The sequence below is a fragment of the Halotia branconii CENA392 genome (assembly GCF_029953635.1).
GTDB lineage: Bacteria > Cyanobacteriota > Cyanobacteriia > Cyanobacteriales > Nostocaceae > Halotia > Halotia branconii.
On record NZ_CP124543.1, the window covers coordinates 6,189,041 to 6,204,621 of the forward strand.

Here is a 15,581-nt window from a genome sequence, read left to right on the forward strand (position 1 = left end):
CAAAATAATAAAGGCACAGCTTATTGTGCTGTGCCTATAAAAGTATCCATCATCCTAATTTATTAAAAACCGACCGATGGTAACTTGCCTTGTAGTAATTGAGATTTAGCTTGAATGCAACTAGCGCAACTGCAACCTACTTGATCAGTTATGGGATTAGATGCTTGAGACAAATTTGGTGTTACCAATCTAGTAGTTGGCTGCGTAGATACTATCGTAATCATTGGCATACTAGTTACAGACTTGAAACTAGATGCTTTTGCCGGATTAGCGATTAGTAGTATAGATGAGAGAATGATAGGACAAGCAAGTAAGATTAATTTGACTATGTTCATAATTAACACTATAAGTGGTATTATTGATACAGCATACTCAATTTTGTAGCTGACCTTCAACCTTAATTATGAAGTGTTAATTAAGTATGCTCCAAACATTGTCAACATAAAACTTTTGACCAAATTAATAACTCACCTTTCTCGCCGCCTGCGGCCAGCAAATCGCCTTGGGGATGCCAAGCTAGGCTAGAAAACCCTGCTGAAACACCTGTAAGAATTTGCGATACTTGCTTGGCTTGCTTCCATAAACACAACCAGCCATCAGCAGCAGCAGAAGCGAGAAGAAAGCTTTCGGGTGCAAAAGCGATCGCACAAATTACATCCACATGATTAGTTAAAACTTGCGCTTCCCAACCTAAAGAGTCATCCTCTAACTTTTCCCAGACTACAATACCTTCAACGCTAGAAGAAGCTAGCAAAGGCGCGCCTAATTCGGTGGTCGCTTCTGACCATGCTAGTTGACGAATTTTTCCCGGAAAACCACGCATTACCCAGGGATCGGGGTTGTTCCATTCTAAAACGGTGACGCTGCGATCCATGTTGCCAGAAGCTAAGAATTTGCCATCCGGCGACCAAGCCATCGCAACACTGACAGTAGTCATATCTAGGTTATATGGTTCTTCATCCCAGTTTTGACTGTGCCAAATCTTCACTCCTTTATAACCACTAATAGCTAAATATTGTCCATCTCTGCGCCAATCAATACCCAATACAGATGAGTTGTCGAAATTCAGCGTTACAACAATCTCACGAGTATCGGCATCCCAGACTTGGACATAACGCCCCAAACTAAAAGCTAGTTGGTTACTAGTGTGATTCCAAGCTAGTTGATCTACCCATGCTGGGGCATTTTCTAAAGTGGCAATTAATTTCGTTTCCTGCCAGATTTTGACTTGGCCATCTTGACCACCAACAGCTAAAAATTTGCCATCTGGGGAAAAAGCGAGACAGTCTACTGATTTACCGTTAGCAGTTTGTAAGGTTTTTAGGTTGCCATCATTCCATAATACAACTTCCCCAGCGGCGGAGGTTGCTCCTAAGATTGTATCTTGTGGCGACCAAGCGATCGCCGTTACGTAATCTGCAAGCATCCCCGAACAGTGCTCTTCAAATTCCTGAGATTGGCTAGTTGTGGAGTTCATATTCTCAATTGGGGCATGGGGCATTGGGCATGGGGCATTGGGAATAGGGATTATTTGTTACTGTTCCCTGTTCCCTGTTCCCTGTTCCCTCTTTATGCTAGACAGGCGAGAAAATCTTGCTTGAGTTGGGCTTCATTCAGGTTACGACCGATGAAAACCAATTCGTTTTTAGGGGTTTCGGTTGGTTTCCAGGGGCGGTCAGGTCTGCCATCAAATATCATGTGTACGCCTTGGAAGACAAATCGATTATCTTCTCCAGCAAGATTTAATATACCTTTCATCCGAAAAATATCCGGGCCTTGGGTACGCAATAATTCAGACAGCCAAGTGTGTAATTTTTCTCCATCAACTGCCCCTGGTTCTACCAAAGCTATAGAAAATACACTTTCATCGTGTACGTGAGCATCTTCGCCTAAGAAATTTGGATCAATTTCTAAAGCGCGATCTAAATCGAATGCTTTTACACCCAAAAGTGCATCCATTTCTAATTCGGAGTTGTGGGTACGGTAAATCTTAGCCATCGCATTCATTGACCGAATCCGCTTTTCCAATTCATCTAATTCTGCTGGAGCTACTAAATCAGTTTTATTAAGTAAAATGACATCAGCAAAAGCAATTTGCTCTTGTGCTTCGTCTGCATCCCAATGTTGCCAGATATGTTTGGCATCTACAACTGTGACTACCGCATCTAAAGCTAACTGTCCTTGCAAATCTTCATCAACAAAAAATGTCTGAATTACTGGTGCAGGATCGGCTAGTCCAGTAGTTTCAATTACTAAATGGTCAAACTTATCACGCCGCTTCATTAAGTTACCAATGATGCGAATTAAGTCACCACGCACTGTACAACAAATGCAGCCGTTGTTCATTTCAAAAATTTCTTCATCTGCATCAATAACCAATTGATTATCAATGCCCACTTCCCCAAATTCATTGACAATCACAGCAACTTTCTTGCCGTGTTCGTAGGTGAGGATGTGATTGAGTAGAGTTGTTTTTCCTGCTCCCAAATAGCCAGTTAGAACAGTAACGGGAACTGAATTTGTAATTACGTCAGCCACCATACTCTAAATTCCCCTTGTCTCACCTTATGGATAATCAATATCACTTATAATAAGTCTTTTTATTTTTTTGTGCGAATTTGACTTTAGCTCAGTTTTAGTTAGAAATACTTCTTTAAAGATGAGCGTGGTTGACAATTAGTGGTGGGTACAAGCCCCCACTAATTGTCTTTAATTTTTAATTTTGCGGAAAGTGGGCGGTGTCGGTTTCCGTCCCGCCCAACTTTCCAAGACGAATTTTTAATTTTTAATTGGTTTGACTTCCTGGCACGGTTGATAAACTGTTAGGCAGAGACTCAGATTTGTAAACTGAACGGTGTAAGGTTTTGCGCTGAGCTAATTCTTTACCTTTACGGCCAAGTTGTTTACGCAATTGTTGGTCTTTGCACAGTCTTTTAAAAGCTTGAAAAACTTCATAGCCAGATTTGGGATTGACTAAGATACCATTCTCCTCATGACGCACTATATCAATAATTGAACATAGACGAGAGGCAATTATAGGCTTACCAAAGTAACTTGCTTCTAAGTAAACGACACCAAAACCTTGTACATTCCTAGCTTTGAGATCTAACACAGTCAACATGGCAAATATATCACAAGCCGCATAGTAAGCTGCTAATTCGCGATCGCGTACATATCCAGCAAAGTGTACTCGCTTGTCTACTCGTAAGCGATGAGCCAAAGACTTGAGTTCAGATTCCGCTGAACCTTGACCACAAATTATATAGTGGACATCTACCCCAATAGTTAGCAAGAGGGGTAAATTCTCAATTACGCGATCAAAGCTTTTATGCTTGACTAAGCGTCCTACTGATAGAATGACTACAGCTGTTTGGGGAATGTTGTAGACTTGACGTAGGCGATCGCGCAAATCATCTAAATAGTTTTGATTTGTAACCGCACCAAATTTTTCCGGTCTGACTACAGGATTAATGATGTGAGTAGGAGTTGGAAAGCGGAAAGTATGTCTGAGATAATCTTGTGTACCAGAATTGTTACAAACAATCCCTTCGGCTCGTGTCAACGTCAATTTAAATAGCAACCGCCATAAGGGATTATGTGAAGCACTGAGAATATCGTTGCCATGCAAGTAAATAAAAAAGCGTATAGGTAAGATATAGCTCAATAATAACAACGCTGGAAACTCGTAGCCGTGACCCCATTCAATATAACGATAGTGATAGCGAAAATAAAGTTTGATAGCTAGTGCAAATGAACAGACCAGATTGACAAAAGGCGTAAGAAAATTCCCCATCAAACGACCTAGCCAGTATCTAGGGTTAAGCCAACGATAAATCGGAAACTGTTGAGCTTGATCAAATATTTTGTCACCTGCACAACCAGCAGCCAGAACAATTACTCGCTCTGGATCTTGAAGACAACGATTATAGAGATATTCTCCAATTACAGCCTCTTTTGGTAAGAAAAAACGGGATATAACTAAAATATCCGGGGATGCAGCTTGGTCTCTAATACTTGTTGCCAGTTGTGAGATCTGTTCCATGTTAATTTTTATAAATTTAATTCCAATAATTTGTAATTGTTCATACTGAAATTCAGATCAGGCAATGAAATGTCAGTTAATTTTCAGTAATCTTCATTACTTACTCTCCCGTATTTTATTTCTGCCAAAGTTCTCTATCTGTCTTAACATAGCTATTGCTCAAACTTTAGACTTAACCAAATTTTATTTAAGAGCTTGCAGCTTATGTATCTAATTTTCTCTTCTTTAACAAAGTTGTTGGCTACGTTGTAAAAATCAGGATTTTATATACTTTTTGTCAAAATAATTTACAATCCGTAATTAATTAATACCATTTCACGCAATTACTGATACAAATTACTTTTTTTACTTCCTCTGCCTCCCCTGGTCACTGAGCGTCCTTCGACTCCTTTCGATTGCTCCCTTCGGCTACTTCGACTACGCGGTAGTTGAGCGCAGTCGAAACTCAGTACAAATGCGCTCAGGATAAATTTAAGGCGATTTGCTCAGAAACCATAGTTGAAGTAAGCCGATTTTGAGAGAAATTTTATTAGCATCTCAAATAGAAGAAGCATCAGTAGATAGTCAAAAATCTCACGAATTGCAGCGAATGCTGTCCGAATACGAATTAATTATTGATAGTGCAAAACAAGCTATAGCAAGACCTGTAGACTATCAAGAACAAAAAAGATATTACTCTGGTAATAAAAAAATGCGTACTCTAAAAAACCAGTTTATTATCTTACCTAGTGGTGAAGATATTGTAGATATCTGGGTGAGAATGTTGGGAAAAACAAGTGATATTAATTTGTTTCGAGTTACTCAAAACAAATTTGCTGACTCACAAAGGTTAATTGGCGATAAGGCCTATATTTGGAGATGATGCCATTACCACACCTCATAAGAAACGAAAGAATACAGAAATTTCGGAATTACAACAACAATCGTAGAGTAAGATAGCGATCGCCTATTCAAGTTGAATTGCTCAAACCCATTCACAGTAAGCATTTACGTTTTGCGGATCAGTCTATTTGATCTAAAAATTGATCTATGGGAGAAAGGAGCAGAGGCTTCCACGGTTTTAAGCTAATTCTGCCAGAATTGCTGACTCGCATTTTTCAGCTTCAGCCTTGGAATCTACAGAACCCTGCCAAAAGCGAGGTTTCACCTTTACAAGCGTGCCATTCCCCCAATCAATCCTTTACTTACCAGCAACCATTGCCGGCATCAAGACTGCATCAATAACATGAATTACGCCATTATCAGCGATAATGTCTGTTTTTAAGACATTGGCATCATTCACTTTAACACCACCATCAGTAGACTCGATCGCCACAATTGATCCTTCTAGGGTCTCGGCTTCTTCAATTTGCTTTAAATCTTCAGATCTGACATCACCAAAAGCAACATGATACATCAATATCTTTTTCAGCTTGGGGATGTCTTGCAGTAGAGAATCTAAAGTTCCCTGTGGTAGTTGAGCAAAAGCTTCATCAGTAGGTGCAAAAACTGTTAGAGAATCAGGACTTTTGAGAGTTTCTACAAGTTTCGCCGCTTTAGCAGCTTCTATGAGTGTATTGAAATTTCCTGCCTTGGCAGCAGTTTCCACTATATCAGCCATGTGATTAGGTTAATTTATTAACTTACGGTTACAACACACTTATAAAATGATCACGAGTTTCTAGCCTCTATCAAGAGAATGAAGGGATGGAATTTCCCGCCGCTTTCAATGAAGAATCCCCAAAATTAGTAAGTGAGAGAAAGCGAAACTTACTCAGTTCGGGGAGTGTCAATTTTTGATATCTCTTAATTTGTTGCACTTTTAGCCCAAGCTGGATGGGATAGTAAAGAAGCAAAGACTCGAACCCCTCGCAATTGATTAGAGAGGGGTAAGTGACCTCTAGGCGCACTTAAATCCCAAGTAAACCCGTTAGGGTAACGCGTCCAGTTGTTACCGTTTTTCCAGCCAATTTTCGGCCAGAAACTATCCCAGTTTTTTCCTAAACTCAACCAAATTTCTCGTTGCACCGAAAAGCCAAATTTGCCCTCAGAGTGAACTAGCCACAAATAATTAATGGTTTGCAAGTCAACAGCAGGGGCATTTTCTACCTCAGTGAAATATAACCATTTTCTTTGGACAGCCGTTGGCCCTGCGAGTTCGCACATTTTCTGTATCGTAACGCGATCGGCTGCTTGGAAGTCTTGAGCAGCAAGTAGTTGTTGCAAAGGATTGTAATTAATCCCGCACTCTGATTTTAGAGGTACAATTCCCTCAGGAAAACAGGAAAGCAAAAATTCCTTGGCTGGGAGTGCATCAGAGTTATAGAGGACTTGGTAGGCTTTGCCATCAATCCAAGTTGCTGGGTTGTCACGACGTTTCAGCAAAAATTCCATCAATACGCTTAATCCCTCATTACCCAAATCAGCTAACTGTGGGATTATTTGCTGTTGGACTTGAAGAGACCCAGCAATTAACGTTTGTCGGAGAGAGTCGGTGTCATTAGCAGGGCCTGATAAAATCATTGGGTCTGTCATGCCATTACTCATGTTAGCGGTCAGCAGTAAAAAGCGATCGCCTATCGGGTGTTCTCGAAAGTGAAGCACTGATAGCGAAGAGTAGTTTACTATTTTTGATCGTACAAAATTGCGACAATTTCACCTGAATCCCTAAATGCTGTACAAGAGAAATAGGGGGAAAATCTGCGCCTGATAAATTCGTCAACAAAGAACACAGTAAAATTTGCAAGCCTAAAACAGCAGAATTTTTTGACTTGCGGCATCTTAATTAGGAGTGTGTGAAGTATGTATGACAAGATTACTCCCCCTACAACTGGAGCAAAAATTACCTTTAAAAAAGGTGAACCGATTGTGCCGGACAATCCAATTATCCCCTTTATTCGGGGCGATGGCACAGGTATAGATATTTGGCCTGCTACTCAAAAAGTACTAGATGCTGCGGTAGCTAAGGCATATAAAGGCCAGCGTCAAATTAGTTGGTTCAAGGTTTATGCTGGAGATGAAGCCTGTGATTTATACGGTACTTATCAGTATTTACCTCAAGATACACTCACAGCAATTCAAGAATATGGTTTAGCTATTAAAGGGCCGTTGACTACCCCAGTTGGTGGCGGTATTCGTTCTTTAAATGTGGCACTGCGACAAATTTTTGACCTTTATGCTTGTGTGCGCCCTTGCCGCTATTATGCAGGTACACCCTCACCTCATAAAAATCCTGAAAAACTTGATGTCATTGTTTATCGGGAAAATACAGAAGATATTTATTTGGGAATTGAGTGGAGACAAGGTAGTGAAATTGGCGATCGCTTAATCAAGTTACTCAACGAAGAACTGATCCCCGCCACCCCAGAACATGGCAAAAAGCAAATCCCCCTTGATGCGGGGATTGGCATTAAACCAATCAGCAAAGGCGGTTCCCAGCGTTTAGTGAGACGCGCTATGAAACACGCCTTGCTATTGCCTAAACACAAGCAACAAGTAACTTTGGTGCATAAGGGCAACATTATGAAATATACTGAAGGCGCTTTTCGGGATTGGGGTTATGAACTAGTCACGAGTGAGTTTCGCCAAGAGTGCGTTACTGAACGGGAATCTTGGATTTTGAGTAACAAGGAGAAAAACCCTAACATCTCCTCAGAAGATAATGCTCGACAAGTTGACCCTGGATATGATGCTTTAACTCCAGAGAAAAAAGCGCAAATTGTCAAGGAAGTTGAAACAGTTCTTAATTCAATTTGGTCAAGCCACGGTAATGGCCAGTGGAAAGACAAAGTAATGGTCAATGACCGGATTGCTGACAGTATTTTTCAACAAATCCAAACCAGACCGGATGAGTATTCAATTTTAGCGACAATGAACTTAAACGGCGATTACTTGTCTGATGCGGCGGCGGCAATTGTTGGAGGACTGGGAATGGGACCAGGGGCAAATATTGGCGATGCTTGTGCCATTTTTGAAGCTACCCACGGTACAGCACCAAAACACGCGGGTTTAGATAGGATTAATCCTGGTTCAGTGATTTTGTCTGGGGTGATGATGCTGGAATATATGGGTTGGCAAGAAGCCGCAGATTTGATTAAGCAAGGTTTAGGGGAGGCGATCGCTAGTAGTCAAGTGACTTATGATTTAGCACGCTTACTCGAACCGCCTGTAGAGCCTTTAAAATGTTCTGAATTTGCTGAGGCAATTATTCAACATTTTGAGTAAATAAAAACTAGTAGCCATCAAGCTAGTTTTGAGTATTTTGAGTAAGGACTTTAGTGCTGAGAAAAAAAGGACTAAAGTCCTTACTACAAACTAAATGTTACTTGAGCAAATTACTCAGCGCTGTTACTAAGGTTTGATTTTGTGACTCAGTACCAACAGTGATGCGTAATTTATTATCCAATCCTGGCTGCCGAAAGTAGCGGACTAAAATTCCTTGTTCCTTTAGCTTTTGATAGAGATATTCTGCATTTTTTTGGGGAGGCTGTGCTAGTAAAAAGTTGGTTTGGGATGGCCAAACATGGAAACCTAATTGTTTTAAGTCGGTTGCTAACTGAGTTCGTGATGCTCTAATCTTGACTACACAAGCATTTTTATAAGTTTGGTCAAGAATAGCAGCTGCTCCAACTGCACAGGCGATCGCATCAATGTTATAACTATCTTTAACTTTAAATAATCCATGCAGCAGTTGCGGATTCGCCACCCCAAATCCCAGCCGCAATCCTGCCAAAGAGTAACCTTTAGAAAGTGTCCTAATCACAATCACATTTTCGCAATCTTTAACTAAAGCTAAGGCATTTTCTTCGGCAAAATCCACGTATGCTTCATCAATTACTAAAATTCCCGATAATTGAGTTGCTAGCTGCCGCAGATCATCTATAGGTACGATATGCCCTGATGGACTATTAGGTGACGCAATAAATGTTACAGAACCATTGGCAGCAATTAATTCTGCTAAAGGTAAGCTGTAATCTTGATTATAGGGAATCTCCACAATCTCTGCGGACTGCATCTGGGTTAATGTGCGATACAGCACGTAAGTTGGCATTGGGTAGACTACTTGTCGTCCCGGTTCTGCACAGGCTCGCATCACCAAGTTTAAAACTTCATCGCTACCATTGCCTACAATAATCCAATCACTAGGCACTCCTAAAACTTGACTGATAGCTTGGCGGAATTTTTCCCCAAACGGTTCTGGATAGCGCCGCAACCACTCCCCGTCAATATTCTGTAGCACAGCTAGTGCCGCTGGGGAGGGAGGATAGGCATTCTCGTTGCTGTTGAGTTTAATAATCGCTGTCCCGGCTGGAGGCTGTTCACCAGGGACATAGCCAGCCATTGCATCAACATGGGAACGAAAGTAGTTGCTCATAGCTCGGTTTTGGATCAAACTTGGGCTTGGTTGGTGGAATGCTGCATTTATGCAAAGTTCAACTACAATTTATGACGATATCAAAAATCAGGTGTGGAAATGCAAAATCAATGATAATACCATGCAGTTAAGGCAAAACGCCTTATGTAGCGATCAATCGCGTCTGTCTGATAAGACTTTTGACTATGAGTGCTAACGAAATATATCTCCGACCTGCCCAAGAAACAGATGCATGGGCGCTGAGTGCAATTCATATTACTGCCATCAAGGCTTTACCTGCAACTTTCTATACCGAAAAAGAACTATTAGCTTGGCGCAATTACCGCGAAAAGCCTGATGGTTCAAATATTTTAAAGAGTATGAAAGTAGAAAATTTCTGGGTAGCTGTTAAAGGCGATATTATTACAGGATTTGCTAGCTTTATTATTGATGAATTAATTGGGCTTTACGTTCATCCTCATTATCAAGGCCAGGGAATTGGACGCGCTTTAGTTCAACATTTTTGCAACGAGGCTGCTGCTCAAGATATAGATAAAGTAATTACTACTGCTAGCCTTTATGCTGAAGGATTTTATTTACGATTAGGATTTACTGCTATTAAAAAAGTGCCTCATCAATTGAGAAGACAAATATTTGTTCCAGTTACTAAGATGAGTAAGTTATTAAATCAGTGAATAGTCAACAGTTATCAATAAGTATAAAAAACTGACTTTATTCCCTATCTTTTTGTTGATGAATTTGCGGTGCAAGAATTACTTGCATTTGTTTTTCTTGGCACTTTTCAGAAAAACCATATATTTTTTCTGAATCCTCACCCTCAATTAATAAAGATTTCAAAAAACCATCAAATCCTAAAAACGCTAATTCATAAATAGCTTTTTGGCTGAAACTACCTTCAAAATAGCCAGTATGGGTATCAACTCCTTGAGGATCTCTATTATTAATAGACTTCCGAATAAATGCCCAATTTAGTAGAATATAATCTCCAAAATTCAGAGCTGGCTTTTTGATAGCACGACTGACAATTCCTATTTTTTTACTGCGCTCATCTTGATAATCTGTACAATCAAAATATGTAAATAAATCTGCGGGTTGTATCTCTTGTTCGGAAATTGGAGTTATTTCTTCAAGGCTTCTATGCTCCTTACTAGAAGAACGAATTTCTAAATATTTATAAGGATTATCAAGACTATAACCTTTATTAGAGTTTTGTCTGGATAAATTAATAACTCCATATCTTGGCAGATATCCTTCTGAATCATTTTTGTTGTTAAAATGTTTAGCTGTGATATTACCAAGCCTATAACCACTAATACGAGTTCTTGCTGGGAAACTAAAATAATTTGCCGCAGTAGAATTAAATCTTAATGCTAAATCTCCTTCATTACAAAATATATAAGCTTCTTCGCAGCGACGTAAGCAAGAACGAAGAAAGTTAGCACGTCCTGGTAAAATGGTTTCTACAGGAATATCAGGTGCAACTAGTATAAGTCTGCCTAAACGAAATATATTACCAATATCAGAATCTGGTTTTTTGTTCACAGATTTAACATCAAAAACATCAGAAAGAATCCGAATTACATTTGTAATTACAAAACTCCCCATACTATGGCTAATAAAAGATAATTTAATGCGTTTATTGGTAAATAACTTTACAGTAACATCAAGCTGTCTGAGAAATTCAACTAAATCTATCACTCCATAATTACTTGCTCTATAAACATCACGAAAATAAGCAGATAATCTCAAAACAATTAATGTAAAAATAATTGAAGATATCATGCCGAATAAAATTAACATCAATGTAAAAATCTCAACTGCTATCTGACCTACAAAGCTGAAAAATAGTAAAAATATTGTAGATGCTATACTAATTATTAATCCTAAACCCAAGTTGATAGCTAGTAAAGTTGGTAAAGAAGAAAATGCATTGAGTAATTTTTGTCCAAAAGACCCAGACTCATCTTTTTGTACGGGATTTTCCGATGGCCATCTATATCCTATAAAAATATACTTATTTGGCTGCCGAATATTTGTATTTACATAATCATAAATCTTTTTACAGCCTATTTCTGTATCTGATGGCGTAGAACTATACCCATGAATATTGATCACGATTTCTGGTTCGGCACTTGATTCTAACTCTTGAGAAATCTTCTCAATCATGGCTTTGGTTGAAAGTTCAGCCTCTCCATAATTAATATTAAAAAATTCTTGATGAGTAACTCTTGTCAAATTCCTATTATAATTATCTTCTTCTGACTCAACATTTAGTTGAGCAGTACTCACCACTAGATAACCGGAAATGTTTTCTCGATCCCTTTTTTGAAATTCATAAATTTTATACGATTGATTATCTATTAAATTCTTTTTGTCAGGAGAGTCCATCATGTCTGCTTCATTTTGGAACATTGACTATTTACCCCTTCTAAAGCTAAAGCTATAGATATTGATATAGCATTTTTAATAGAATATTCACCGTTTTTCACAAGAGTTTTAGATACTAGTAGTTCACCAACCCAATATTGCCGTGTAGACCTAGCTAGCAGGGGGCAGGGCGCAAGGGAGAGAATTTTTCCCTCTGCTCCCTGCTTTCCTGCCTACCCCAGCGACGGGATATTTTTTTAGTTGCAAGTCCCTAAGCTCATCCCACTCCTGGAAGGGACGGAATTTCGTGTCTGTGGTCAGTTGTTTTTGCTACTCACTACACTTCGGCTAACGGTAGTTGAGTTTCGACTTCGCGGCAGTTGAGCGAAGTCGAAACTTAATGCATCGCTGACTGCTGACACCTAACGGCGACGGGGCGATGGTTACTGAGCGTAGTTGAAGTAAGCCGAAGTGCTATTACGGACATTCCTTGTTCGCGTCAGCGTCTCTGAAACAGAAGAAGTGGGTAACGCGATCGCCTTTTGATGAATCAAGTTTTCCAAAGTTACTTCGTTAGAGAAATCCGTTACGTTGTATCTTCTTGTTTCTCTAACATTTCAGTTGATATGGATTCAGTAGAGTTTGGGTTTTCTAATTGACATTCACCTTCCCATGAATAATTGCATATTTTACTTTGAAGTACAGTACCTAGCGTTATATTAATTGCCACAGCAAAAGAATCTATAAAAATCAAGCTTACGACTCGACTAATCATTAGCCCCTCTTGATATCTTTTCATTTCAAGTGAGATCTAACATCTTCTACATCTGGTATATTGCCTATTCCTGAAATCTACTGTTTTTGGTTTAATTTAGTTCACAATTTTAAACAAATACCTCAATCCACATTGCTTTCCCGCACTCTGGGCATTTTTTTTGAACACAATCGAGTATTTCAAACGATGTTGCCTCGCAGACTCACGTTATTTTAATGCTTGGCGTTGCGTTGCTTTCATTGTGGGATGATTTAACTCACGCACAGACGCAGCGAAAAGTTGTTAGGAGGGTTTCCAACGCCAGTTGCTCATAGGGGAAACCACGCCACTTGCTCCACTTGGTGAGGCAGCCCGCAGAAAGTTGTCCCAACAAAGAGGAGATAAGGAGTTTAAAATTCTAATGAATTAAATTTCATCCCATGATTTAGCAATACTATTCTTTTGTGTTGCCTGCGATCACTGACTTGTGCTGAACACCGTCGAAATAGCGAAGTTGCAAAAAGTCAAAATAGCTTGCGTGGCCCTAAGCTTTGCCGAAGGGTCAAAGTGTTCTCTAACTCTATGAGTGATTCAGAAATCAAACCAAATTACTATATCTTACTCACAAAGATAAATCCCCGTGACTTACCTGAACTGGTATCAGTAGTAGCCATTGCCTTCCATAAATCTTTTGCCTTAACCCAAACAGGTGGATATTTATAACGAGAAACATCCATAATTAAAAATCTGTCTGTCTGCTGATTATAAGCGGCAAGGGGAGAGATATGCCCACCTTTTTCTTGACCAATTTCTTTGCGTAAATAGTTAACTACAACGTAGTTTCCTGGTTGTTTTAAGTTTTCGGCTGCGAGTTTGCGAAACTCTTCAAAGTTGGTATCAGCAGCATGATAAACCTTCACTTTGACATCATAACTGGCAATTAATTTTCCTAGTTCTTCTAAAGTCATACCTTGACGAGCAACAACATCAGCAGTTAGTACTTTTTTAGTTTGCTCATTGCTAAAAAAGTTGTCTTGGGTAAACACTCGATATGGCTTATATTGTGGTGCTTCTGGTGCTGGAATTTGCAAGCTATTGAGGATCATGACAATACTGGCAACTCCACAATAAGCCTGATTATTTTGTGTGATAAATTGCGTGCTGAGAGGAAAAAAATCTTCTCTCGAACGACTTTCAATCAATAACTTTTCACCTTCGTCTGAGTTGAAATTAATCAAGCTAGGAGTAAGGGGTAAAGTCTGAGCTAAGACGCTTCCAGTAGTCAAACTACTACCAAGGAGCAGAAATTTAATAAATGTTTGAATAGTCTTGATTTTGAGACTTTTCATGCTCACATCTCAAAGCTAAGTGATTTTACATAGTGTACCTCAATTAAAAGAATTATCTATTAAAAAAATGTTGCAACCTCTATTTCTGAGATTGTGTTTAGTTAGTAGTGCGATCGCCTTTATTTTGTCACCGTTCCAACCTCTTTTTGCTTTAACATTGCCAAAGCAAAATTCTCAACAACCTTCTAAACTCAAACCTCACAACACAAATTCAGCAAAGTTAAAACTTTACGGTGGACTAAAAACGCGCACTCCGCTAGTACAGTGGTACTTAGAAGAGTTAGGCGTTGACTATGACTATGTTTCTCTTGATATTAGTGCCAACGAACAGCGTCAGCCGGAATTTTTAGCTATTAATCCTATGGGTAAAGTTCCTGCAATTGTGGATGGCGACTTAAAACTGTGGGAATCTGGAGCTATTTTGCTTTATTTAGCGGAAAAATATCAACAAATGCCGCAATCGCTAGCAGAACGGGCAAAAACTACACAGTGGGTGATTTTTGCCAATGCGACTCTTGCTCCGGCTTTATTTTCACCAGATAAACGCCAGAAAGAAATGCCTCGCTTACTAACACCAATTAATCAAATTTTGCAAAAACAATCTTTTATTTTAGGTGAAAAATTGAGTGCGGCAGATATTGCGATCGCTTCGTATTTGTATTATGCAAAATTACTTGTACCGCTTGACTTGAAAGAATATCCAGAAGTTGTAAAATATCTGGATAGAATGGCTGCCAGACTGACTTTTAAAAAAACAATGGGCAAGCGTTAATTTTTGATTTGTTAGAGATTTTTTATTTTGCGAAACTCCCTCACAACATCTTCGATTTTACGAAATTCGCCCTCAACTAAATAATTTAAATGCTGCATTTCATCTGCGGAAATTTTACCAGCAATTTGAGCGATCGCTGTTTTTAATTGGGGATATTTTTTTAAAGTTGCTTGTCGCACAAGGGGTACTGCTTCATAAGGAGGAAAATACTGTTTATCATCCTTTAGCACTACCAAGTCTAAACGAGAAATTTGCCCATCAGTGGAACTGCCAGCGATCATATCTACTTGTTTTTGAATTAAAGCCCGATAAATTAAACCTAAATCCATAATTTGGGGTGATTGAGCAAAATCTAAATTATAGGTTTTAGCCAATCCTGGAAAACCATCTTTGCGTTCTATAAACTCATAACTGAAACCACCACGCCATTGAGGTGTGTATTTAGCAACTTCTGAAAGAGTTTGAATATTATACTTTTTAGCATCTTCACCTCGAATAATCATTGCAAATGTATTTTCAAAACCCAAGCTGGGCATGACTTCTATATTGAATTTTTGAGCGTATATTTGCTTCAATTTTTGATAAAGTAGATTTGGGTCATTGATGACTTTTTGTTTTAAAATCCCAGTAAATGATGTGCCTGTATATTCAATATAAGCGTCAATTTTGCCAGCAATGATGGCGTTGTGACAAATAAAAGAGCCACCCAAGCGAGGACGACGAGTTACTTTTAAATTAGTGGTAGCTTCAATTTGCTGGGCTAAAAATTCGCCTAAAATATCTTGTTCGGTAAAATCTTTAGAAGCAACAACAATATCACCTTTGCTACTATTTGAATTGAAATTACAACTAGCGATCGCTACTATCAAGGTAAAAGCTAACAAACAAAGTACCAAAAATCTTTTCATGATTTCCTATTAATTAAAATTCTCTATGTACCGTCA

The 15,581-nt window shown here is 39.0% G+C and carries 14 protein-coding genes; 4 read left to right on the top strand and 10 right to left on the bottom strand.

Annotated features, from left to right (window positions below; genetic code table 11):
• Positions 1-62: 62 nt before the first annotated feature.
• The 4 genes from QI031_RS27070 to QI031_RS27085 all read right to left on the bottom strand — a co-directional run bounded on the left by QI031_RS27070 (position 63) and on the right by QI031_RS27085 (position 4,042).
• Positions 63-335 (bottom strand): hypothetical protein, encoded by a 273-nt coding sequence (locus QI031_RS27070; protein ID WP_281482666.1) that lies wholly within the window; start codon positions 333-335, stop codon positions 63-65.
• Between the two features lie 101 nt (positions 336-436).
• Positions 437-1,477: a WD40 repeat domain-containing protein gene (locus QI031_RS27075; protein WP_281482667.1), complete on the bottom strand. Its 1,041-nt coding sequence runs from the start codon at positions 1,475-1,477 to the stop codon at positions 437-439.
• Positions 1,478-1,569: 92 nt separating this feature from the next.
• Positions 1,570-2,541: a CobW family GTP-binding protein gene (locus tag QI031_RS27080; RefSeq protein ID WP_281482668.1), complete on the bottom strand. Its 972-nt coding sequence runs from the start codon at positions 2,539-2,541 to the stop codon at positions 1,570-1,572.
• 244 nt (positions 2,542-2,785) lie between these two features.
• Positions 2,786-4,042: a glycosyltransferase family 4 protein gene (locus tag QI031_RS27085; protein WP_281482669.1), complete on the bottom strand. Its 1,257-nt coding sequence runs from the start codon at positions 4,040-4,042 to the stop codon at positions 2,786-2,788.
• Positions 4,043-4,556: 514 nt separating this feature from the next.
• Between QI031_RS27085 and QI031_RS27090 the strand changes: the two genes are divergently transcribed.
• Positions 4,557-4,904: a transposase family protein gene (locus tag QI031_RS27090; RefSeq protein WP_281482670.1), complete on the top strand. Its 348-nt coding sequence runs from the start codon at positions 4,557-4,559 to the stop codon at positions 4,902-4,904.
• Positions 4,905-5,222: 318 nt separating this feature from the next.
• Here the strand turns inward: QI031_RS27090 and QI031_RS27095 are convergent, their stop codons facing one another.
• The gene (locus QI031_RS27095) at positions 5,223-5,642 is read right to left on the bottom strand and encodes a fasciclin domain-containing protein (protein WP_281482671.1); all 420 of its coding nucleotides are present in this window, start codon (positions 5,640-5,642) and stop codon (positions 5,223-5,225) included.
• 185 nt (positions 5,643-5,827) lie between these two features.
• The gene (locus QI031_RS27100) at positions 5,828-6,556 is read right to left on the bottom strand and encodes a GUN4 N-terminal ARM-like repeat domain-containing protein (RefSeq protein WP_281486134.1); all 729 of its coding nucleotides are present in this window, start codon (positions 6,554-6,556) and stop codon (positions 5,828-5,830) included.
• A 267-nt stretch (positions 6,557-6,823) separates the two neighbouring features.
• On the opposite strand from QI031_RS27100, the gene QI031_RS27105 reads away from it, so the two are divergent.
• Positions 6,824-8,245: an NADP-dependent isocitrate dehydrogenase gene (locus QI031_RS27105; RefSeq protein WP_281482672.1), complete on the top strand. Its 1,422-nt coding sequence runs from the start codon at positions 6,824-6,826 to the stop codon at positions 8,243-8,245.
• A 97-nt stretch (positions 8,246-8,342) separates the two neighbouring features.
• Here the strand turns inward: QI031_RS27105 and hisC are convergent, their stop codons facing one another.
• Complete coding sequence (gene hisC, locus QI031_RS27110) at positions 8,343-9,395, bottom strand: histidinol-phosphate transaminase (protein ID WP_281482673.1); 1,053 nt, start codon at positions 9,393-9,395, stop codon at positions 8,343-8,345.
• Between the two features lie 185 nt (positions 9,396-9,580).
• Between hisC and QI031_RS27115 the strand changes: the two genes are divergently transcribed.
• Positions 9,581-10,069, top strand: a complete 489-nt coding sequence (locus tag QI031_RS27115; RefSeq protein WP_281482674.1) for a GNAT family N-acetyltransferase — start codon at positions 9,581-9,583, stop codon at positions 10,067-10,069.
• A gap of 37 nt (positions 10,070-10,106) precedes the next feature.
• On the opposite strand, the gene QI031_RS27120 is transcribed toward QI031_RS27115, so the two are convergent.
• Positions 10,107-11,807 (bottom strand): alpha/beta hydrolase, encoded by a 1,701-nt coding sequence (locus QI031_RS27120; protein WP_281482675.1) that lies wholly within the window; start codon positions 11,805-11,807, stop codon positions 10,107-10,109.
• Positions 11,808-13,127: 1,320 nt separating this feature from the next.
• On the bottom strand, positions 13,128-13,865 hold the full coding sequence (locus tag QI031_RS27125; RefSeq protein WP_281482676.1) for a phytochelatin synthase family protein: 738 nt from the start codon (positions 13,863-13,865) through the stop codon (positions 13,128-13,130).
• A 67-nt stretch (positions 13,866-13,932) separates the two neighbouring features.
• Here QI031_RS27125 and QI031_RS27130 point away from each other — a divergent pair, with 67 nt between their 5' ends.
• Positions 13,933-14,637 carry a glutathione S-transferase family protein gene (locus QI031_RS27130; RefSeq protein WP_343217828.1) on the top strand — a complete coding sequence of 235 codons (705 nt, stop codon included), beginning with the start codon at positions 13,933-13,935 and terminating at the stop codon, positions 14,635-14,637.
• An 11-nt stretch (positions 14,638-14,648) separates the two neighbouring features.
• Here the strand turns inward: QI031_RS27130 and QI031_RS27135 are convergent, their stop codons facing one another.
• Positions 14,649-15,545, bottom strand: coding sequence for a glycine betaine ABC transporter substrate-binding protein (locus tag QI031_RS27135; protein ID WP_281482677.1), 897 nt, complete (start codon positions 15,543-15,545; stop codon positions 14,649-14,651).
• Positions 15,546-15,581 lie beyond the last annotated feature (36 nt).